Source organism: Kitasatospora sp. NPDC041988, assembly GCF_055588525.1.
The window spans coordinates 1-21,242 of sequence record NZ_JBVJCO010000029.1; the positions used below are offsets into that span (position 1 = coordinate 1).

The following is a 21,242-nucleotide window of genomic DNA, read 5'->3' on the forward strand; positions in this document are numbered from 1 at the left end:
GCCCTCGACTACTTCGAGAACAGCGGACTGCCCTTCGTCGTCGCCCTCAACGGCTTCGACGGACACCAGCCCCACACCGGCGACGAGGTCCGCGAGGCCCTCCAACTCGGACCCGACACCCCCGTCGTCACCCTGGACGCCCGACGGCGCGACAGCGCCAAGAGCGCCCTCATCACCCTCGTCGAACACGCCCTCCTCGCCCGCCTGCGGTAGGAGGGCACACGCGCCGAGCCCGAGCACCACGGAGGCGGGCGCGCGAGTGGCGGCGGCCCACGGACCCCCCGGGGGGAGTCCGTGGGCCGTGGGCGTGCGTCCGTTGCCGCGTCGTGCCCATTGCCGCGTGGTACCCGTCGGCGCGTGGCGCCCGCTACTCGGTGGGCTCCAGGCCCGCGCGGATCAGACCGTAGGTGTACGCGTCCTCCAGGGCCAGCCAGGAGGCGGCGACCACGTTGTCGGCCACCCCGACGGTGGACCAGCTGGCGGTGCCGTCGGTGGACTCGATCAGCACCCGGGTCTTGGAGCCGGTGCCGTGCTGGCCCTCCAGGATGCGGACCTTGTAGTCCACCAGCTCCAGCTTGGCCAGCTGCGGGTAGATCCGCTCCAGCGCGGTGCGCAGCGCCTTGTCCAGCGCGTCGACCGGGCCGTTGCCCTCGCCGGTGGCGATCCGGCGCTCGCCCTTGGCCCAGAGCTTGACGGTCGCCTCGTTGCCCGCAAATCCGTTCGGGCCCTGCTCGCTGATGGTCCGCCAGGACTCCAGGCTGTAGAAGCGCTCGCGGCTGCCGCGGACCTCGTCGCGGAGCAGCAGCTCGAAGGAGGCGTCAGCGGACTCGTAGGTGTAGCCGAGGTTCTCCTGCTCCTTGACCCTGGCGACCACCCGGCCGGCCAGGTCCCGGTCGGTGGAGAGGTCGTAGCCCAGCTCCTTGCCCTTCAGCTCGACCGAGGCGCGGCCCGCCATGTCGGAGACCAGCATCCGCATGGTGTTGCCGACCGTCTCCGGGTCGATGTGCTGGTAGAGGTCCGGGTCGACCTTGATCGCGGAGGCGTGCAGGCCGGCCTTGTGGGCGAAGGCGGAGAAGCCGACGTAGGGCTGGTGGGTGGAGGGGGTCAGGTTGACCACCTCGGCGATGGCGTGCGAGATCCGGGTCATCTCGGCCAGGCTGCCGGCCGGCAGCACCCGGCGGTCGTACTTGATCTCCAGCGCGCCGACCACCGGGAACAGGTTGGCGTTGCCGACCCGCTCGCCGTAGCCGTTGGCGGTGCACTGGACGTGGGTGGCGCCGGCGTCCACCGCGGCCAGGGTGTTGGCCACCGCGCAGCCGGTGTCGTCCTGGGCGTGGATGCCGAGCCGGGCCCCGGTCGCGGCGAGGACGTCGGCGACGATGTCGCGGACACCGGCCGGGAGCATCCCGCCGTTGGTGTCGCAGAGCACCACCACGTCGGCGCCGGCCTCGTGGGCCGCGCGGACCACCGCGAGGGCGTACGCGCGGTTGGCCTTGTAGCCGTCGAAGAAGTGCTCGCAGTCGATGAAGACCCGGCGGCCCTGGGAGCGCAGGTAGGCCACGCTGTCCCGGACCATCTCCAGGTTCTCGTCCAGGGTGGTGCGCAGCGCCAGTTCGACGTGCCGGTCGTGGGCCTTGGCGACCAGGGTGACGACCGGCGCGCCCGAGGTGACCAGGGCGGCCAGCTGAGGGTCCTCGGCCGCCTTGCCGCCGGCCCGGCGGGTGGCGCCGAACGCGACCAGCCGGGCGTGCCGGAGGTCCAGTTCGGCGGCGGCCCGGGCGAAGAACTCGGTGTCGCGCGGGTTGGCTCCCGGCCAGCCGCCCTCGATGAAGCCGACGCCGAACTCGTCCAGGTGCCGGGCGATGGCCAGCTTGTCGGCCACCGTGAGGTTGATGCCCTCCCGCTGCGCGCCGTCGCGCAGGGTGGTGTCGAAGACGTGGAAGCTGTCGTCGGTACGGCTGGCCTCGGCCATGGGGACTCCTTGTATCGAGTCGGTAGTGCTCTGCCGGTTTCGGGGACCCGGCTCCACTGTCCAGCATCCCGCGCGCACCCGGTGTCCCTCGGCCCTTTGTGGGGGCTCCGGCCGGTCCGGGGGCAAAACAAAAGACCCCTCGCGGGTGCGAGAGGTCTGCGCGCGGGTCTGGACGCTGGTGGTCGCTCCGCATCGGGTACTGCGGAAGCGGTCACTGCGGACCGGCGCGCCTGCTGCTAATAATCAGCGAAAGCGAGGACACGTTCGCAGTCTGGCACACCGGTCCGGAGTCCGGCCCGGCCGTCTCGGTATCCGAAACGGCGCAGGCCGGACGGGCTGCCGAATCAGACGATCTTGTGCAGCCAGCCGTGGGTGTCGGGGGCCTGGCCGCCCTGGATCGCGAGCAGGGTCCTGCGCAGCTCCATGGTGACCGGGCCGGGCTCGCCGGTGCCGACCGTCCAGTCGCCGCCGACCGACTTGACCGAGCCGACCGGGGTGATGACGGCGGCGGTGCCGCAGGCGAAGACCTCGGTGAGGGTGCCGTCGGCGTTGCCCTGGCGCCACTCCTCGGTGGAGATCTTCCGCTCCTCGACCGCGTAACCGAGGTCGGCGGCGAGCTGGAGCAGCGAGTCGCGGGTGATGCCCGGCAGCAGCGCGCCGGAGAGCTCGGGGGTGACGATCCTCGCGTCCTTGCCCTCGCCGAAGACGAAGTACAGGTTCATGCCGCCCATCTCCTCGATCCACCGGTGCTCGGCGGCGTCGAGCCAGACGACCTGGTCGCAGCCCTTGGCGGCGGCCTCGGCCTGGGCGACCAGGGAGGCGGCGTAGTTGCCGGCGCACTTGGCGGCACCGGTGCCGCCCGGCGCGGCGCGGACGTAGTCCTCGGAGAGCCAGACCGAGACCGGCTTGACGCCACCGGGGAAGTAGGCGCCGGCCGGCGAGGCAATGATCATGAAGAGGTAGGAGTTGGCCGGGCGGACGCCGAGGCCGACCTCGGTCGCGAACATGAACGGCCGAAGGTAGAGGCTCTGCTCCGGCTCGTTCGGGACCCAGCCCTGCTCCTGCTGGACCAGCAGCTCGACCGCCTCGACGAAGGTCTCGACCGGCAGCTCCGGCATCGCCAGACGGCGGGCGGAGGCCTGGAAGCGGGCCGCGTTGGCCTCCGGACGGAAGGTGGAGATCGAACCGTCGGCCTGGCGGTACGCCTTGAGGCCCTCGAAGATCGCCTGGCCGTAGTGGAGCGTCATGTTCGCCGGGTCGATCTCCAGCGGCGCGTACGGCGCCAGCTGGGCATCGTGCCAGCCCAGGCCCTCGGTCCAGCGGATGGTGACCATGTGGTCGGTGAAGATGCGTCCGAAGCCGGGGTTGGTCAGCCGGGCCTCGCGCTCCGCGTCGGACAGCGGGTGGGCGGAGGGCTTGAGGTCGAACGTGATGGGCGCCTGGGTGGGCGTGCTCATGGCTGTGTGTCCTTCACCGTGGGGTTGGTCCGGGCCGCCTCCGTCGGGTGAACGTTTCGGCGAACGAACGCACGACGGCACGGCCCACTGTCGATACTCGCATCCAGAGGGCCGTGCCGAACAGTCGCGGGCTCCTTGGGGAGCTGCAAGCTGTCGTTATGCGGTCCGGCCCATCAGCCGGAACACGTGGTGTCGGTTCCGGCCCGCTAGCCGGAGCACCGCTTGTCGGTTCCGGCCCGCTAGCCGGAGCACCGCTTGTCGGTTCCGGCCCGCTAGCCGGATACTCGGGCGACGAGCGCGTCGCCGACCTGGGAGGTCGTACGGGTGCCGGCGCGCTCGGCGAGGTCCGCGGCGACCGCGGCCTCGACCTTGGCGGCCTCCGCGGCGAAGCCGAGGTGCTCCAGCAGCATGGCGACCGAGAGCACGGTGGCGGTCGGGTCGGCCTTGCCCTGGCCCGCGATGTCCGGCGCCGAGCCGTGCACGGGCTCGAACATCGACGGGAAGTCCCCGCTGGGGTTGATGTTGCCGCTGGCCGCCAGGCCGATGCCACCGGTGACGGCGGCGGCCAGGTCGGTCAGGATGTCGCCGAACAGGTTGTCGGTGACGATCACGTCGAACCGCTCGGGCTGGGTGACGAAGAAGATGGTCGCCGCGTCGACGTGCAGGTAGTCGGTGGTGACCTCGGGGAACTCCCGGCCGACCTGCTCGAAGATCCGGGTCCACAGGTGACCGGCGTGCACCAGCACGTTGTTCTTGTGGACGAGCGTGAGCTTCTTGCGCGGACGCGCCTGGGCCCGGCGGTAGGCGTCCCGGACGACCCGCTCGATGCCGTACGCGGTGTTGAGGCTGACCTCGGTGGCCACCTCGTGCTCGGTCCCGGTGCGCAGCGTGCCGCCGTTGCCGACGTACGGGCCCTCGGTGCCCTCGCGGACGACCACGAAGTCGATGTTCGGCTCGCCGGCCAGCGGCGACTTCACGCCGGGGAAGAGCCGGCCCGGACGCAGGTTGATGTGGTGGTCGAAGGCGAACCGCAGCTTCAGCAGCAGCCCGCGCTCCAGCACACCCGACGGCACGCTCGGGTCGCCGATGGCGCCGAGCAGGATCGCGTCGTGGGTCTTCAGCTCCGCCAGCACGCTGTCCGGCAGCGTCTCGCCGGTGCGGTGGTAGCGCCGGGCGCCGAGGTCGTACTCGGTGGTCTCCAGCTTCACGTCGGCGGGCAGTGCGGCACCGAGGACCTTGAGGCCTTCGGCCACCACTTCCTGGCCGATTCCGTCACCGGGGACAACTGCGAGACGAATGGTGCGAGACATGCTCGGACCCTACTCCGGCGTCCCAGGGGCTGACACCTCGTGTCCACTATCCGGACGAACGGTCAGGTGAGGTCGATGTCGACCGGAAACGGCCGTTCGAGCTTCAGCTGCTTGTGATGGATGCCGGTCAGGCCGTAGGACATGGTGGCCGGGTCGAGCTCGTAGGTGTGGACGACCGGACGCCCCTCGTCGTCGCCCTCCACCCGCCAGAAGTGCGGGATGCCGGCAGCTGCGTACTTGCGCGGCTTGACCTGGCGGTCGCGCTCCCGGGACTCCTCCGAGACGACCTCGACGGCGAGCAGGACATCCTCGGCGGCGGAGAACGTCTGCCGCGGGCCGGTGTCGGCCCGCGCGTCGACCACCGCGAGGTCCGGCTCCGGGCGGTTCCGCCGGTCCAGTCTGACCGTCATCTCCCGCCAGACCTCCCACCCCTCCGGCACGGCGTCATCCAGCGCCCGCTCCAGCCGGCGAAGGGTGCGCATGTGGAACAGCGTCTGCGGACTCGCGAAGATCAGGCTCCCGTCGAGCAGCTCGGTGTGCGGCGGGAGATCCGGCAGCCGGTCGAGGTCCTCGGCGGTGTACCCCTCGACCGGGGGACGGAGCCAGTCCGGGTACGAATCGATGGTCATGATTCCTCCCTGGCGGGCATCCTGACGGGCGTTCTCAGGCTACTCGGCCGAGTTCATCCGCGCGTCCCTCCCACGAGGGAGCGCGTGAGACACCACTCGCGCCGGGGGCGCGCTTATGCTCGCGGGCAGCCGGTCCGGCATTCCTCGCAGAACGGGGCAATCACCATGGGCGCGCGGTGGCGCGAGGCACGGGTCTGCGGGGTGGCCGGGGGTGCGGCCATGGCGGGGTACGCGCTCGCGGCAGCCTTTCGGGGAGCGTGGCCGCCGGGGGCGGCGCAGACGGCGGTGCCGTTCCACGCCCAGCTGTGGGACCTCGTCCACGGACGCTCCCCCGGCGACCTGCTGTTCAACTGGAACAGCGGGTACGGGGCGCCGTTCCTCGCCGACTTCTTCGCCTACCTGATGAACCCGTTCTCCTGGCTCACGGTCCTGCTGCCGCGCAGCCAGGGCCAGTTCGCGGTGTTCCTGGTGGCGCTCCTCAGCATCGGGCTCGGCACCGGCCTGATGACGTACGCGCTGGGGCGGCTGCACGCCGGGCCGCACTGGCTGCGGGCGATCGCCGCCGTCGGCTACGGGCTCTGTGCTTGGGTGCCGACCGTCGGCGGGGCGGCCCCGATGTGGCTCTGGGGCCTGGTCTCGCTGCCGCTGCTCGTCCTGGCCGGCGACTGGTGCCTGCGCGAGCGGCACTGGGTGGCCGGCACCTTCTGCGTCGCGCTCGCCTGGGCGGGGAACCTCTACACCGCCGCGATGGCCACCATCACGGCCGGCCTGGTGCTCGCGGTCCGGCTGCTGGCCGTCCGGCGGCCGTTCAAGGCACTCGTCCGGATGTCCGCCCGGGCCGTCACCATGGCCGTCGCCGGGGTGCTGCTCGCCGCGCCCGTCCTGTTCGTCGCCGTGCGGGCCGCGCAGGAGGCCCAGCCGGAGTCACCGGTGCGGCCGCTCGGCCCGTCCGGGCTCGGCGGGCACCTGGCCCAGCTGCTGCCCGGCACCGACGGCGGCCCACCGGTCCCGGACGTCTCGGTCGGCCTGTTCGGCCTGTTGCTGGTGGCCGGGCTGCCGTTCAACCGGCGGGTGCGGGCCCGCGAGCGGATCGTCTGGTGCGGGCTGCTGGTGCTCGTCGTGCTCAGCTTCGTCTGGACGCCCACCGTCCTGGTCTGGCACGGCCTGGCGATCCCGGCCGGCGGCCCCTACCGGGTGGCCTTCGTGCTCAGCGGCCTGCTGGTGCTGGCCGGCTGGGTCTCGCTGGCGCACCGGCCGGACACCCCGGCCCTGCTCGGCGGGGCCGCGGTGGTGCTGGTGGTGGCCGCCGTCGCCGCGGGCCTGCGCTCGGTGCAGGCGTCCACCTGGGTGCTGCTGACGGTGGGCGGCGCCGTCCTGCTCGCCGCGCTCCGGACACTGGACCGCCGGCACACCGACCGGCGGGCGGGGGCCGTGGCCACGGCGGTGCTGGGTTGCGCGGTGCTCGGCGGCGCGGTCTGGTCCTCGTACGACGCGCTGGGCACCCCGGCCCCCGGCACCGCCTCCGGGGCGCCCGTCCGGGCCGGGTACGCGGCCATGCGACAGTCCGCCGACTGGCCGCGCGCCCGCACCGACCCCGGCCCGCACGCCTTCACCCCGAACGACCCGCTGCTGCTCGACGGCCAGGGCGGCGGCTATTCCAGCGGCTACCTGCCCACCGTCACCGCACTGCTGCTGCACGACCTCGGCGCGGGCTGGACGGCCGGCGGGCGGCAGACCGAGAGCGTCACCGACCCGGTCGGGCAGGCCCTGTTCGCCGTCCGCACCCACCTCGCCGACGGGCCCCCGCCGGACGGCTTCACCGTCGGCCGGGCCGCCGCTCCCCCGCTGGTCACCGTCCTGCCGCCGGGGGCGGCGACCGACACCTCCTCGGTCTGGTCCCGGCAGGAGTCGCTGCTCGGCGGCCGGGTGTACGAAGCGCCCGGGCCCGTCCCGGCCGGCGGCCCGGCACCGGCCGCTCACGGCAGCAGCGGCTGGTCCGTCCCCGCCACCCCGGCCGGCTCGGACGGCACCGCGTTCACGGTGGCCTGTACCCCGGGCGGCACCGCGTACTTCCACGGGGTCTGGTTCAACGGCACGGTGAGCGGCCTCGGCACCACCTACCGCAGCGACGGCGAGCAGCCGACCACAGCCGTGCCGATCCATCTGCTGGGGCCGGTGCCGGCCGACGGCGTCGTCCGGGTGGTGCTGCGCGCGGACACCGTCACCCAGGTCCCGGCCCGGCCGATCGGCTGCCTGCGGCCCGGCGCCCTGGACGCCGCCGTCACCCGGCTCACCGCCACCGGTGCCACACGGGTCACCGCGGGCGGACACACCCTCACCGCCGCCCTTCCCCAGGGCAGTACCGGCACCGCGCTGCTCTCCGCCCCGGCCACCACCGGCTGGACCTGCTCGGCCGGCGGCGGCCCCTACGCGGCGCCGCGGTCCGTCCTGGGCATGATCGGCGTCCCGCTCGGGCCGGGCGCCGACCGGATCACCTGTTCCTTCCGCCCGCCGGGCCTCACCGAGGGCCTTACCGTCGCCCTCGCCTCCGCCGCCGTCACCACCCTCACCGCCGTCTTCGGCCGCCTCCGCCACCGCCCCACCCGGACGCCACGCCGTGTCCGCCGCACGGCGGCCGGGCAGCACTAGCCGCAGGGGTGGAGGCCACCGGAGGAACGCGGAGCCGGAAGTCGCGGTGAGCCGGCCGCCCCGCGAGGGGCGGGGCACACAGGGAGCCGCCACCCCTCGCGGGGGCGGCGGCTCCGTGGGCGGGGGCGGGCGTCAGGGCAGGGTCAGGATCTGGCCCCGCCGGCCGTCGCGGTTGAAGTGGTGCAGGAGCAGCAGGCGCGACGTGTCCCCGTCGACTTTGCGGACGTCGAGGACGGCGCCCGGGGGCAACGGCGCCGCCACCGCGGCGGGGCCGCCGAGGCCGGTGCGGACGTCGACGGCGGGGTGGAGGACGTCGATGGTGAGGGTGGGCCGGGTGCCGCGCAGGCCGATGGCGGAGAAGGCCTCGGCCGGGTCGGGCTTGCCGGAGGTGGCGCTGCCGGTCCAGAGACCGTAGCGAACGGTGCTGTGGCCGGCCTTCACGCCCGGGAGGGCGCTCAGCCGGACCGGCAGCACCAGCACGTCACTGTCGAGCAGTTCGGTGTCGGTGTCGCCCCAGCGGGCGTTGAGCGGCTGGACGTCCAGCTCGGCGCCCGTGCGGGCGTCCACCGTGCGGGCGACCAGGACGTCGCTGCCGCGCTGGCGGTCGGCCTTGACGAAGACGTCCGTGGCGCCGTCCCCGTCGGTGTCGAGAGAGGCCCGGACGGCGAAGACGCCGACCGGGGTGGTGGCGGGGGCCCAGACCTGCGCGGCGAGGTAGAGCATGCCCTGCCCGTCGTCGACGGCGGGCGCGTCGGAGGCGGCTCCGACGGCGCGCAGGTTGGCGCCCCGGTCACCGGGGCGTTCGACGCAGACGTCCTGCGGGGCCTGCGGTTCGGTGCTCTCCTCGGGGACGATGCCCGCGCCGGGGCCGACGGCGGCGCCGCTGCCGGGCGGGCAGTCGGGCCAGCGGGCGCCTTCGCCGCCGAGGGCGAACGCGCTGAGCAGGCCGGGCTGGTCACCGGGGGCCCGGGGGCCGCCGAGGGTGACGAGCGCGCCGGAGCGGGTGGTGCGGATCGGCGCGGCCGCGTTGAGGTCGGAGGCGGGCCGGGGGGCGGCGAAGACGGGGACCCGCAGCCCGGGCAGGGCGGCGTCGGACTCGGGGGTGAGCAGCAGCCGGCCGGAGAGTTCGCCCCGGTAGCTGCGGGCCTGGCCGCCCTGGAGGGTGGCGATGGTCGGATCGGGGGTGCGGCCGAGCCGCCCGGGGACGGCCAGGGTGACCCGGACGCGGGCGGTGCCGCCGGCCGGGACCTCGATCCGCTCGGGGGTGATCTCGTAGTGGGCGCCGGGCAGTTCGGTGGCGGCCGCGTAGCCGGTGCGGTAGGTCACCGCGTTGCCGGAGAGGTTGCGGACCTCGACCTCGCGGCCCTCCACCTGGCGGGCTGCGCCGGGCGCCCCGCCGACCGCCACCACTCCGAACGAGACGCCGACGCTGCCCTGGACGGCGCCCTCACCCGCCGCGTAGGCGACGGCGGGGGTACGGACGGCGGCGTCGACCCGGGCCCGCCCGGCGCCGGTGCGCTCGGGGCCGTAGACCGGGCCGGTGCCACCGTCGCCGAGCCAGGTGTCGCCGGCGGTGTTCATCAGCGCGGCCTTGAGCTGTTCGACCGTCCAGTCGGGGTGGGCGGCGCGGACGAGGGCGACGAGGCCGGCGACGTGCGGGGTGGCCATCGAGGTGCCGTCCTCGCGCTGGCCCCCGCCGCCGCTGCCGGCCTTGGCGGACCAGATGGTCTCGCCGGGCGCGGCCAGGTCGGGCTTGACCACGCCGGGCACGCCGATCCCGCGCGAGGTGAAGTCGGTGAGGGTGTCGATGCGCTGCGGCTGGTCCTGGGAGACGACGCCGTGCAGCGGGTTGCCGGGCGCGGCGAGCCGGATGTCGACCGGGCCGGCCGCCGCCCCCTCGCGCAGCCGTTCGCCGTCGGCGTGGGCGAGCAGGGCGACGGGGATGCGGTCGTTGCCGGCGATCTCGGCGAGGTGGTCGTCGTCGGCGGCGAGCAGGGCGCCGATCGCGCCGGCGTCGGCGGCGTGGTCGGCGCGCGGGCCGGAGCCGCAGGCGCGTTCGGACTCCCGGGTGCGCCAGGCGAGTACGGCGATCCTGCCGGCGAGCCGCTGTTTGTCGGCCTCGGTGAAGGCGGTGCAGCCGTCGGCCTGGTCGGCGGGCAGGGCGAGCCGGCCGGCCACGTCGGCGGTGGACCAGCCCTGGTAGCGGCCGCTCCAGTGGGCCGGGACGGTGCCGGCGAGCGGTTCGGGGGCGAGCACGGTGAGGCCGTCGGCGTCGCTGTGCGGGTCGACCGAGGCGGCGACGGCGAGGGCCCGGGCGGCGGTGCCGGGGCTGCCGCCGATGCCGTAGACGTCGCCCTCGTTGCCGGCTGCCGCGACCACCAGGGTGCCCAGTTCGGCGAGGTGGTCGACGGCGACGGCGTCGGCGTCGTCGGTGGAGCCGAAGCGGCTGCCGAGGGAGAGGTTGACGACGTCGAGCCGGTCACCGAGGTCGCCGTCGCCGTCCGGGTCGGCGGCGACGTCGAGGGCCTGGGCGAGCTGGTCGGTGGCGCCGTCGCAGCCGAAGACGCGGATCGCGTAGAGCTGGGCGCCGGGTGCGGCGCCGGGGCCGACCTTGAAGCCTGCCGGGTCGAGGCCGGGCCGGTAGGGGCCGGTGTACGGGTGGCCGTCGGCGGTGACGCCGAGCCCGGCGGCGGTGCCGGCGACGTGGGTGCCGTGGCCGTTGAGCGCGCAGTCGATCGGGTTGGCGTCGGGGTGCGGGTCGGGCTGGTAGTGCGGGGCGGACGGGTCCGGGTTGTAGTCGTCGCCGACCAGGTCCTTGCCGCCGACCACCTTGGCGTTGGGGAAGAGGCCGGCGGGGGCGGGCTTGGCGCCGTCGACGCCCTTGAACGCCTCCTCGGTGCCGGGGCCGCCGAAGTCGGCGTGGGTGTAGTCGATGCCGCTGTCGATGACGCCGATCCGCACGCCCTGCCCGGTGTTGCCGCCGGCCCCGCCGTCCGTGGAGGGGCCGGACCACACCGCGGGCGCGCCGGTGAGCGGCACGGAGTACGCGTTGTCCCGCTGCTTGCGGACGATCGGGTGGACGGCCCTCACGCCCGGCAGCGCGCGCAGGGCGGGCAGCCGGGCGGCGGGCACGGTGACGGCCAGACCGGTGAGCAGGGTGCGGGTGCGGTAGAGCTCGCGGGCGGTGGGCGCCGCGCCGTGGACGGCGTCGGCGAGCCGGTCGAGCGCGTCGGAGGCGCGGGACCGCTGCCCGGCCCCGGCCTGCGCGGCCTCCCGGCGGACGGCTTCCGGGGAGCGCCGGTCCCGCCGTGCCTCGGCGGCCGCCCGCCGCCAGGCCGGTCCGGCGGCCTCGGTGGCGAGTTCCAGCAGGACGGAGGCGGAGTGCCCGGGCGGGGCGTCCGGAGCCGGCGGGCTCGTCGGCGGACTGCCGGCCGCCGGGGCTGCGCTGAGCAGCGCCGGCCCGGCCAGCAGGGCCAGGGTGAGTCCGATCCGGGCGATCGGACGACGGACGGGTGGCTGACGCACTGGGCCCTCTCCCCCGGCAAGGGGAACTGATCCGCACGCCGTGTCGCTGACGCCCGCCCGCGCGGACGTCGATCACCCCTCCGGGGCCCCACATATAGGAGACCTCACCGGAGAGTGCGAGCAACTTCCCTCCAACGGGCGCTACTTGCACTCTCCCGGGTGACACATCGCCAGTCCGTCCGGGCTATTCGGCGGATGAACGCCACCCGCCGGAGCCATCCCGCCGAGAGGGGCTCAGAGGTGCCCGGTCACGCCGCCGTTGTCGCGGCGGTCCAGGGCCCGCTGCAGGGCGTCGGCCGCGAAGGGGGTCCGCTCGGCCGCGCGGCGGCGGCGCGGGGTGCGGGCGGGGGCGGCGGCGGGGGCGGGAGTGGCGTGGCGGTCTGCGGTGGGGGGCATACCGGGCTCCTTGAGTCGAATGCGCCAGGGCGGCGCAGAGGGTGGGGCACAAGGGGTGCCGTGCGAAGCACGCCGCAGGAAGGACGGTGGTGGGCGGCGGGAGGGCACGCGGAGCAGGGATCGCCTGCCCGTCGGGCGCACAACAGCACACGGGCCGCACACCCTGGCTACAGGGGCGGCGCGCCGTATGGCTCTTCCACGGTACGACCCCGGCCCTGCCGTGTCTGCACGAATACTTGGATTTCCTACTATCTGAGACGGGAGCCACGCGCGGGCACGCAACAGGGCCCGGACCACCGGCGAACGGTGGTCCGGGCCCTGCGGGAGCCTGGGGAATCAGGCGCCCAGGTCGACCGAACGGGCGAAGCGGGCGCCGATCTCGGCGGCGATCGCGGTCAGCACGTCCTGCGGGATCTGGCTGTCCACGGTGATGGAGGCCAGCGCGCCGCTGCCGTCGCGGGCCACCTGCATGCCGGCGATGTTGATGCCGGCGTCGCCGAGGTGGCGGCCGAGGACGCCGACCACGCCGGGGCGGTCCTCGTACTTGAAGAACGCCATGTGGTCGGTGAGCGCGACGTCCACGTCGAAGGCGTCCACGCCGACGATCTTCTGGGTCTGCTTCGGGCCGGCCAGGGTGCCGGAGATGGCGATCTCGCCGCCGTCGGCCAGGGTGCCGCGAACGGTGATCACGTTGCGGTGCTCGGGGCTCTCGCTGGAGGTGGTGAGCCGCACCTCGACACCGCGCTCCTGGGCGAACAGCGGGGCGTTGACGTAGGAGACCGTCTCCGCCACCACGTCCTCGAACACGCCCTTGAGGGCGGACAGTTCGAGCACCTTGACGTCGTGCTGGGTGATCTCGCCGCGGACCTCGACGTCGAGCCGGACGGCCACCTCGCCGGCCAGCGCGGTGAAGATCCGGCCGAGCTTCTCCGCCAGCGGCAGGCCCGGGCGGACGTCCTCGGCGATCACGCCGCCCTGGACGTTGACCGCGTCCGGGACGAGCTCGCCGGCCAGCGCCAGGCGCACCGACCTGGCGACCGCGATGCCGGCCTTCTCCTGCGCCTCGTCGGTGGAGGCGCCCAGGTGCGGGGTGGCGACCACGTTGTCGAAGGCGAACAGCGGGGAGTCGGTGCACGGCTCCTTGGCGTACACGTCCAGGCCGGCGCCGGCCACCCGGCCGTCGCGCAGCGCGCTGGCGAGCGCGGCCTCGTCCACGATGCCGCCGCGGGCGGCGTTGACGATGCGGACGGTCGGCTTGACCTTGTGCAGCGCCTCGTCGCCGATCAGGCCGATGGTCTCCGGGGTCTTCGGGAGGTGGACGGTGATGAAGTCCGAGACCTCCAGCAGCTCCTCCAGCGAGACCAGCTTGACGCCCATCTGCGCGGCGCGGGCGGCCTGGATGTAGGGGTCGTACGCGACGATCTTCATGCCGAACGCGGACATCCGCTGGGCGACCAGCACGCCGATGCGGCCGAGGCCGACGACGCCGAGGACCTTCTCGCTCAGCTCGACGCCGGTGTACTTGTTGCGCTTCCACTCGCCCTGCTTGAGCGCCGAGTTGGCGGGCGCGATGTTGCGGGCGACCGAGATCAGCAGGCCGCAGGCGAGCTCGGCGGCGGTGACGATGTTGGAGGTCGGCGCGTTGACGACCATCACGCCGGCCTTGGTGGCGGCGGAGACGTCCACGTTGTCCAGACCGACGCCGGCCCGGGCGACCACCTTGAGCTTGCGGGCGGCGGCGAGCGCCTCGGCGTCCACCTTGGTGGCGGAGCGGATCAGGATGGCGTCCACGTCGGCGATCGCGGTCAGCAGCTCGGTGCGGTCGGCACCGTTGCAGTGGCGGATCTCGAAGTCGGGCCCGAGGGCGTCGACGGTGGCGGGCGACAGCTCTTCGGCGATCAGTACAACGGCGTTTTTGGATGTCACAGTGCTCACGACAGTGTGGTCCTTAACTGTCCGGTTCTCCCCGGCACGAAGGTGGCGTGGAAGGCGGGGGGAAGGTGGCATGCCGCGTAGGTAGACGCACGACGCTGTGGGCCTGACGCGCACTCGGAAGTGTATCGACGGGCTGGGTGCCAGGCTGCTCCCGTCCGGCGAAATCACCCGGACGGGAGCAGCCTAGTTGTACAAGGGCCCTACGGAATCAGGCAGAGCCCGGCTGGGGCGGGGCCTTGAGGCTCAGGCCTCTTCCTTCACCCAGCTCATCAGCTTGCGGAGCTTCTTGCCGGTGGTCTCCAGCAGGTGGTCCTCGTCGGCCTTCTTGTACTCGTTGTACTTGGGCAGACCGGCCTTGTACTCGGCGATCCAGGTGTTGGCGAAGGTGCCGTCCTGGATCTCGGCGAGGACCTTCTTCATCTCGGCCTTGGTGGCGTCGGTGATGATGCGGGGGCCGGTGACGTAGTCGCCCCACTCGGCGGTCTCGGAGACCGACCAGCGCATCTTCTCCAGGCCGCCCTCGTACATCAGGTCGACGATGAGCTTCAGCTCGTGCAGGCACTCGAAGTAGGCGATCTCCGGCTGGTAACCGGCCTCGACCAGGGTCTCGAACCCGGCCTTCACCAGGGCGGCGGTGCCACCGCAGAGGACGGCCTGCTCACCGAACAGGTCGGTCTCGGTCTCCTCGGTGAAGGTGGTCTTGATGACGCCGGCCTTGGTGGCGCCCAGGCCCTTGGCGTAGGACAGCGCCAGCGCGAACGCGTTGCCGGAGGCGTCCTGCTCGACCGCGACGATCGCGGGGACGCCGCGGCCCTCCTCGTACTGGCGGCGGACCAGGTGGCCCGGGCCCTTCGGGGCGACCATGCAGACGTCGACGTCGGTCGGCGGCTTGATGAAGCCGAAGCGGATGTTCAGGCCGTGGCCGAAGAACAGGGCGTCGCCGGCCTTCAGGTGCGGGGCGATGTCCGCCTCGTAGACGTCGGCCTGGATCGGGTCCGGCACGAGGATCATGATGACGTCGGCCTCGGCGGCGGCCTCGGCGGGGGTGACGACGCGCAGGCCGGCCTCCTCGGCCTTCTGGCGCGACTTCGACTCCGGCTTCAGGCCGACCCGGACGTCGGCGCCGGAGTCGCGCAGGGACAGCGCGTGGGCGTGGCCCTGGCTCCCGTAGCCGATGACCGCGACCTTGCGGCCCTGGATGATGGACAGGTCGGCGTCGTCTTCGTAGAACAGCTCGGCCACGGGGGCACATCTCCTTGCGTGATGGTCTTGCCGGGTACTGCGTTTCCTACGGTACGTGGACCCGGCGGGGGTGTGGGGCGGTGCTTCAGGGGGTGAGACGGGCCTCAGGCCTGAGCCTGGCGGGCCGCGTCCTCGGGGGTCACGCGCTCCGGTCGAGGGCGCGCAGCGAGCGGTCGGTGATCGAACGGGCTCCGCGCCCGATCGCGACCAGGCCCGACTGGACCAGCTCCTTGATGCCGTACGGCTCCAGCATCCGGAGCATGGCCTCCAGCTTGTCCGAGCTGCCGGTGGCCTCGATGGTCACCGCGTCCGGGGACACGTCGACCGTCTTGGCGCGGAACAGTTGGACGATCTCGACGATCTGCGACCGGGTCTCGTTGTCGGCGCGGACCTTCACCAGGACCAGTTCCCGCTGGATCGCAGCGGACTGGTCGAGCTCGACGATCTTTATCACGTTGACGAGCTTGTTGAGCTGCTTCGTGACCTGTTCCAGCGGGAGGTCCTCGACGTTGACCACGATGGTCATCCGGGAGACGTCCGGGTGCTCCGTCGGGCCGACGGCGAGGGAGTCGATGTTGAAGCCCCGACGGGAGAACAGTGAGGCGATGCGGGCGAGCACGCCGGGCTTGTTCTCGACCAGGACGGAGAGGGTGTGCTTGGACATGGGGTCTCTGTTCCCTTTGGCGTTCTGGAGGGGCTGTTACTCGGAGTCGTCGCCGAAGTCGGGGCGGACGCCCTTGGCGAACTGGATCTCGTCGTTGCTGGTGCCGGCCGCGACCATCGGCCAGACCATGGCGTCCTGGTGGACGATGAAGTCGATGACGACCGGGCGGTCGTTGATCTCCATCGCCTGCTTGATCACCGCGTCCAGGTCCTCCGGGCGCTCGCAGCGCAGCCCGACGCAGCCCATCGCCTCGGAGAGCAGCACGAAGTCGGGGATCCGGGTGCCCTGGGCCGGCGGCTCGATGCCGTCGTGGCCGGGGCCCGCGTGCAGCACGGTGTTGGAGTACCGCTGGTTGTAGAAGAGGGTCTGCCACTGGCGGACCATGCCCAGCGATCCGTTGTTGATGACCGCAACCTTGATCGGGATGTCGTTCAGGGCGCAGGTGACCAGCTCCTGGTTGGTCATCTGGAAGCAGCCGTCGCCGTCGATCGCCCAGACCGCCGCCTCCGGGCGGCCCGCCTTGGCGCCCATGGCGGCCGGGACGGCGTAGCCCATGGTGCCCGCGCCGCCCGAGTTGAGCCAGGTGGCCGGCTTCTCGAACTGGATGAACTGCGAGCTCCACATCTGGTGCTGGCCGACGCCCGCCGCGTAGATCGCGTCCGGGCCGACCATCTTGCCGATCCGCTCGATGACCTGCTGCGGGGAGAGCTGACCGGCCGGGGCCGGCTCGTAGCCCAGCGGGTAGGTCTTCTTCCACTCGTTGAGCTTGACCCACCAGTCCGCGTAGTCGCTCTTGTGGCCGGCGTCGAACTCGGCCTGGACGGCGACGATCAGGTCGGCCAGCACCTCGCGGGCGTCGCCGACGATCGGCACGTCGGCCGGGCGGTTCTTGCCGATCTCGGCCGGGTCGATGTCGGCGTGGACGACCTTGGCGTACGGGGCGAAGCCGTCCAGCTTGCCGGTGACGCGGTCGTCGAAGCGGGCGCCGAGGGTGAACAGCAGGTCCGACTTCTGCAGCGCGGTGACCGCCGGGACGGAGCCGTGCATGCCGGGCATGCCGAGGTGCTGCGGGTGGCTGTCGGGGAAGGCGCCGAGCGCCATCAGGGTGGTGACCACCGGGGCGCCGGTCAGCTCGGCGAGGATCCGCAGCTCCGCCGTGGCGTTCGCCTTGATCACGCCGCCGCCGACGTACAGCACCGGGCGCTTGGCGCCGACCAGCATCTTCGCGGCCTCGCGGATCTGCTTGGCGTGCGGCTTGGTCACCGGGCGGTAGCCGGGCAGCGAGGTCTCGGCCGGCCAGCGGAAGGTGGTGGTGGCCTGCAGCGCGTCCTTGGCGATGTCGACCAGGACGGGGCCGGGGCGGCCGGTGGCGGCGATGTGGAACGCCTCGGAGATCACCCGGGGGATCTCGGCCGGGTCGGTGACCAGGAAGTTGTGCTTGGTGATCGGCATCGTGATGCCGCAGATGTCCGCCTCCTGGAAGGCGTCGGTGCCGATCGCCTTGGAGGCGACCTGCCCGGTGATGGCCACGATCGGCACCGAGTCCATGTAGGCGTCGGCGATCGGGGTCACCAGGTTGGTCGCGCCCGGGCCGGAGGTGGCCATGCAGACGCCGACCTTGCCGGTGGCCTGGGCGTAGCCGGTGGCGGCGTGGCCGGCGCCCTGCTCGTGGCGGACCAGGATGTGACGCACCTTGGTCGAGTCCATCAGCGGGTCGTACGCGGGAAGGATGGCCCCGCCCGGGATGCCGAAGACGGTGTCCGCGCCCACGGCCTCCAGCGAGCGGATGAGCGACTGGGCGCCGGTCATGGTCTCGACGACGTGCTGGGGAGCGGGAGCGTGGGCGGCCGGGGTGTCCCCGCGGCGGGGGGATGCGGCGTGCTCAGTCATCTGCCTGTCTCTTCTCGGTTTTTGCCGGCCCGGGTGGTTGCGGGCCCCGGTCTTTCGAGGGTGGGGTCCCGGTGGTCGGGCCGATCGCCGGCTCTGCCCCAATCGTCCCCCTTTTCCCGCTGATTCGGGGCGGTCGGGGGCGGCCGGGGCCAGTGGTCTTGCGGAGTGGAACAGTGTCAGTGCAACAAAAAACCCCTCGTGCCAAGGGCATGCGAGGGGTGGCGCGTCGGTCTCTTACGAGTCGGGCATGGCCCGCTCAGCCGACGCGCCCGCCAAGTACGAGAATTCGGGTGCGCATGGCAACGACCTTCCTCCCGTGCGGGGCCGACTGTCAAGCAGGTGGGACAACAGTCTCGCCATGCGGACCATGCCCCGGACCGGCGACGGCGCGGTGTTCGGGCAGGTCGGAGCCGCTGTGATGATGTACGACACGCCCCGTTCCGGACTCCCCGCGGCCACTCGTACGGGGGTCCGCGGCGAGGTACGCGCGGCGGGCCGAGAGCGAGCCGAACGGCCTCGGCAGCGGGTACACCCGACGGACCAGCGCGCGCCGCAGCCGGGTCTCGTCCAGCGGCGGGGCGAACGCCGAGCCCTGGCCCTGCCGGCAGCCCAAGTCCTGGAGCAGGCAGACCTGGCGCGGCAGGTCCACCCCCTCGGCGGCGGTGACCAGGCCGAGGTCACGGCCGAGCCGCAGGGCGTGCCCGGCCAGCGTCCGGCTGAGCCCCGACTCGCCGAGGTCCTGGACCAGCGTGCGGTCCAGCTTGAGCCCGTCGAAGGGCAGCCGGGCCAGCGCGCCGAGCGAGCCGTGGCCGGCCCCGAAGCCGGCCAGGGCGGTGGAGACGCCGAGCCGGCGCAGCGCGGCCAGCCGGCGGCCGAGTTCGTCGGCCAGCCCGTCGGAACCCATCCGGGCCACCTCGACCACCAGCTGGCCGGCCGGCAGCCCGCTGTCCCGCAGCGCGGCCACCACGGCCTCGTACATGCCGGGCGAGCAGAGCCGCTCGGCCGAGAGCCGGACCGAGACCGGGACGGGGGTCGGCGCCGAGCGGGTTCTGACCGGCAGCCCGCGCCGCAGCGCCGCGGCGGTCACCGCCTCGTGGATCAGCCAGCGGGAGAACCGGGTGGCCGCGTCGCCGTGCTCGGCGGAGCGCAGGAACTCGGCGGGGGTGAGCAGCAGGCCCTGGGCCGAGCGCCAGCGGGCCTGTGCCTCGACGCTGGTGACGGCGCCGGAGGAGAGGTCCACCACGGGCTGGTGCAGCAGCGTGAAGCCGCCCTCGCGGACGGCGATCCGCAGCCGCTCCTCCAGCTCGGTGCGGCGTTCCAGGTCGGCGCGCATGGCCGGGGTGTAGAGCACCACCCGGCCCTTGCCCTCGGACTTGGCCCGGTACATCGCGAGGTCTGCGTTGCGCATCAGCTCGTCGGCGGCGGCTCTGGGGTCGGCGGCCGGGCCGCGCTCGGGGGTGCCGAACGCGATGCCGATGCTGGCCGCGACGGCGAGCTCGGCGCCGCCGATCCAGTACGGCTCGGAGAGCGCGACCCGCAGCCGCTCGGCCAGCTCCTGGACCTGGAGGCGGCCGAGCGGACCGCAGACCAGGGCGGCGAACTCGTCCCCGCCGAAGCGGGCGACGGTGTCCCCGCAGCGGACGGCGCCCTGCAGCCGGCGGGCGGCCTGCACCAGCAGCTCGTCACCGACCTGGTGGCCGGCGCTGTCGTTGACCGCCTTGAAGCCGTCCAGGTCGAGGAAGAGCACGGCGACCCCGGCGCCCGCCCCGCCCTGCTGTCCGCGCGCGGCGAGGGCGCCCCGCAGGCGCTGGGCGAAGAGCGCCCGGTTGGGCAGGTCGGTGAGCGGGTCGTGGAAGGCGTTGTGCTGCAACTGGGCCTGGAGTATCACACGTTCGGTGACGTCCCGGCTGTTCAGGATCAGGCCGTCGCGGTACCGGTTGACGGTCGACTCGACGTGCAGCCACTCGCCGCTGCCGGAGCTGATCCGGCACTCCACCCGGGCCGCGGACGGCTCGGCGGCGGCGCCAGGCGAGCGGTGTGCCAGCAGCCGGCCGCGGGCCAGGAAGCGGCGGACCTCCAGCAGCACCCGGTCGACGTCCTCGGGGTGGACGAGGTCCAGCAGGTTGCCGCCGACCAGCTCCTCAGGGTCCCGCCCGTAGACGCCGAGCGCGGCCGGGGAGACGTAGGAGAGCACACCGTTGGCGCCGGCGATCATGATGACGTCGCTGGATCCCTGCACCAGGGAGCGGAAGTGCGCCTCCTTGTGGGCGAGTTCCTGCGCCAGCGAGAGGTTGTCCAGCAGCATCACGCCCTGCCGCAGGATCAGCGCGAGGCCGACGGTGCAGGCGGCGGCGGCCACCACCCGGTCCAACGGCCGGCCGCCGAGGGCGTTGTAGAGGATGCCGGCGGTGCAGACCGCGGCCGCCGCGTACGGGGTGAGGGCGCTGAAGGTGGTGGCCACCCGGCGGCGCGGCAGGCCGCCGGCCGAGGGGTGCTCGCGCAACGGGCGGCGCCAGCGCGACAACCACGGCGCCCAGGCGAGCAGCAGGCTGCCGGCGAACCAGCCGGCGTCCAGCAGCTCCCCCGAGCGGTAGCTGCTGCGCAGCTCGGGGGAGGTGAAGAGGGCGTCGCAGAGCACGGTGACGGCCAGGCCGATCATCGCGGTGTGGACCGCCGCCCGGTTGCCGTCGCGGCCGCCGAAGCGCAGCCCGACGACCAGGCTGACCAGCAGGATGTCCAGCACCGGGTAGGCCAGGTTGAGGGCGAGGCGCAGCGGGGAGCCGTCCTCGCCGGCGGCGATCCGGCCGAGCGCCAGGCTCCAGCTGAGGGTGAACAGCGAGCCGGCCACCAGCCAGCCGTCCAGCAGCAGGCAGAGCCAGCCGGCGGCGCTGTGCGGGCGCTGGGCGAGGACCAGCACGCCGGTGATGGCGAGCGGGGCGAACAGCAGGAAGGCGTACTCGGCGAGCGAGTCCTGCGGCAGCGGGGTGCGCTCGACCAGCTCGTACCAGCCCCAGGTGCCGTTGCCGAAGGCGACCATGAGCGAGGAGAGGCCGAACAGCAGCCAGGCCGGGCGGGCGTGACCGCCGACCGTACAGCCGTACGAGAGGCAGGACAGCGCGGCTGCGAGGGCGGCCGCGGCCAGGCCGAAATCACCCATGAAGACGGCGACTTGGCGGGAGCCCCAGCCGAGGGCCGCGCCCGTCGCGTAGGCCAGGCAGAGGGCGCCCAGGGCGGCGCCGGGCAGGCTGCGGCTGTCGAGCAGTCGGCGGACCGGGCTGCTCCGGGCGGTTGCGGACATGTCGGTGTCCGGTACGCCCGGCCGTCCGGCTCCGGGCAGCACCGCATCGGTGGAGCTCACTCGGCCTCTCCCCCTCCGGCCCGGAGCCTGGCGCCCCGGCCACGGGCCACCGGCCGCGCACCTGGTGGCCGTACGCGGTTACCTGGCGCCCCGTCAGGGCGGTGGCCCAGGGGGTGGACGGCCTGCCGGCCGACGCACCGCACCGATGTTCCCACTCGGGACCCTACACCACTTCGGTCACTCAATGACACGCACACTCAACTTAGAGTAATGGT

Annotated in this window: 12 protein-coding genes and 1 pseudogene; 2 read left to right on the forward strand and 11 right to left on the reverse strand. The window is 73.3% G+C overall.

The genetic code is table 11. The features are described 5' to 3' along the window. Window positions 1–213: pseudogene (locus tag ACZ6NC_RS26475) on the forward strand (ATP-binding protein); the annotation flags it as partial. 154 nt (window positions 214–367) lie between these two features. Here ACZ6NC_RS26475 and cimA read toward each other — a convergent pair. The 4 genes from cimA to ACZ6NC_RS26495 form a co-directional block, all read right to left on the reverse strand. Next, on the reverse strand, window positions 368–1,972 hold the full coding sequence (cimA, locus tag ACZ6NC_RS26480; RefSeq protein WP_465736263.1) for a citramalate synthase: 1,605 nt from the start codon (window positions 1,970–1,972) through the stop codon (window positions 368–370). 344 nt (window positions 1,973–2,316) lie between these two features. Continuing rightward, entirely contained in the window at window positions 2,317–3,429 is a 1,113-nt protein-coding gene (locus tag ACZ6NC_RS26485; protein WP_465736264.1) for a branched-chain amino acid aminotransferase, read from the reverse strand. Between the two features lie 272 nt (window positions 3,430–3,701). After that, on the reverse strand, window positions 3,702–4,739 hold the full coding sequence (locus tag ACZ6NC_RS26490) for a 3-isopropylmalate dehydrogenase (RefSeq protein WP_465736265.1): 1,038 nt from the start codon (window positions 4,737–4,739) through the stop codon (window positions 3,702–3,704). A gap of 62 nt (window positions 4,740–4,801) precedes the next feature. Beyond that, window positions 4,802–5,368, reverse strand: a complete 567-nt coding sequence (locus ACZ6NC_RS26495) for a Uma2 family endonuclease (protein WP_465736266.1) — start codon at window positions 5,366–5,368, stop codon at window positions 4,802–4,804. A 165-nt stretch (window positions 5,369–5,533) separates the two neighbouring features. Between ACZ6NC_RS26495 and ACZ6NC_RS26500 the strand changes: the two genes are divergently transcribed. Further along, the gene (locus tag ACZ6NC_RS26500) at window positions 5,534–8,017 is read left to right on the forward strand and encodes a YfhO family protein (RefSeq protein ID WP_465736267.1); all 2,484 of its coding nucleotides are present in this window, start codon (window positions 5,534–5,536) and stop codon (window positions 8,015–8,017) included. Between the two features lie 132 nt (window positions 8,018–8,149). Here ACZ6NC_RS26500 and ACZ6NC_RS26505 read toward each other — a convergent pair whose 3' ends face one another. The 7 genes from ACZ6NC_RS26505 to ACZ6NC_RS26535 form a co-directional block, all read right to left on the reverse strand. Further along, window positions 8,150–11,542, reverse strand: a complete 3,393-nt coding sequence (locus ACZ6NC_RS26505) for a S8 family peptidase (protein ID WP_465736268.1) — start codon at window positions 11,540–11,542, stop codon at window positions 8,150–8,152. 234 nt (window positions 11,543–11,776) lie between these two features. Next, window positions 11,777–11,938, reverse strand: a complete 162-nt coding sequence (locus ACZ6NC_RS26510; protein ID WP_465736269.1) for a hypothetical protein — start codon at window positions 11,936–11,938, stop codon at window positions 11,777–11,779. A 336-nt stretch (window positions 11,939–12,274) separates the two neighbouring features. After that, a complete protein-coding gene (serA, locus tag ACZ6NC_RS26515; protein WP_465736333.1) occupies window positions 12,275–13,864 on the reverse strand; it encodes a phosphoglycerate dehydrogenase in 1,590 nt (529 codons plus the stop codon). A 252-nt stretch (window positions 13,865–14,116) separates the two neighbouring features. Then, on the reverse strand, window positions 14,117–15,115 hold the full coding sequence (gene ilvC / locus ACZ6NC_RS26520; RefSeq protein ID WP_465736270.1) for a ketol-acid reductoisomerase: 999 nt from the start codon (window positions 15,113–15,115) through the stop codon (window positions 14,117–14,119). 139 nt (window positions 15,116–15,254) lie between these two features. Next, window positions 15,255–15,779, reverse strand: a complete 525-nt coding sequence (gene ilvN, locus ACZ6NC_RS26525) for an acetolactate synthase small subunit (protein WP_329927879.1) — start codon at window positions 15,777–15,779, stop codon at window positions 15,255–15,257. A 36-nt stretch (window positions 15,780–15,815) separates the two neighbouring features. Continuing rightward, complete coding sequence (locus ACZ6NC_RS26530; RefSeq protein ID WP_465736271.1) at window positions 15,816–17,669, reverse strand: acetolactate synthase large subunit; 1,854 nt, start codon at window positions 17,667–17,669, stop codon at window positions 15,816–15,818. A gap of 331 nt (window positions 17,670–18,000) precedes the next feature. Next, entirely contained in the window at window positions 18,001–20,967 is a 2,967-nt protein-coding gene (locus tag ACZ6NC_RS26535; RefSeq protein ID WP_465736334.1) for a putative bifunctional diguanylate cyclase/phosphodiesterase, read from the reverse strand. Window positions 20,968–21,242: the final 275 nt, after the last annotated feature.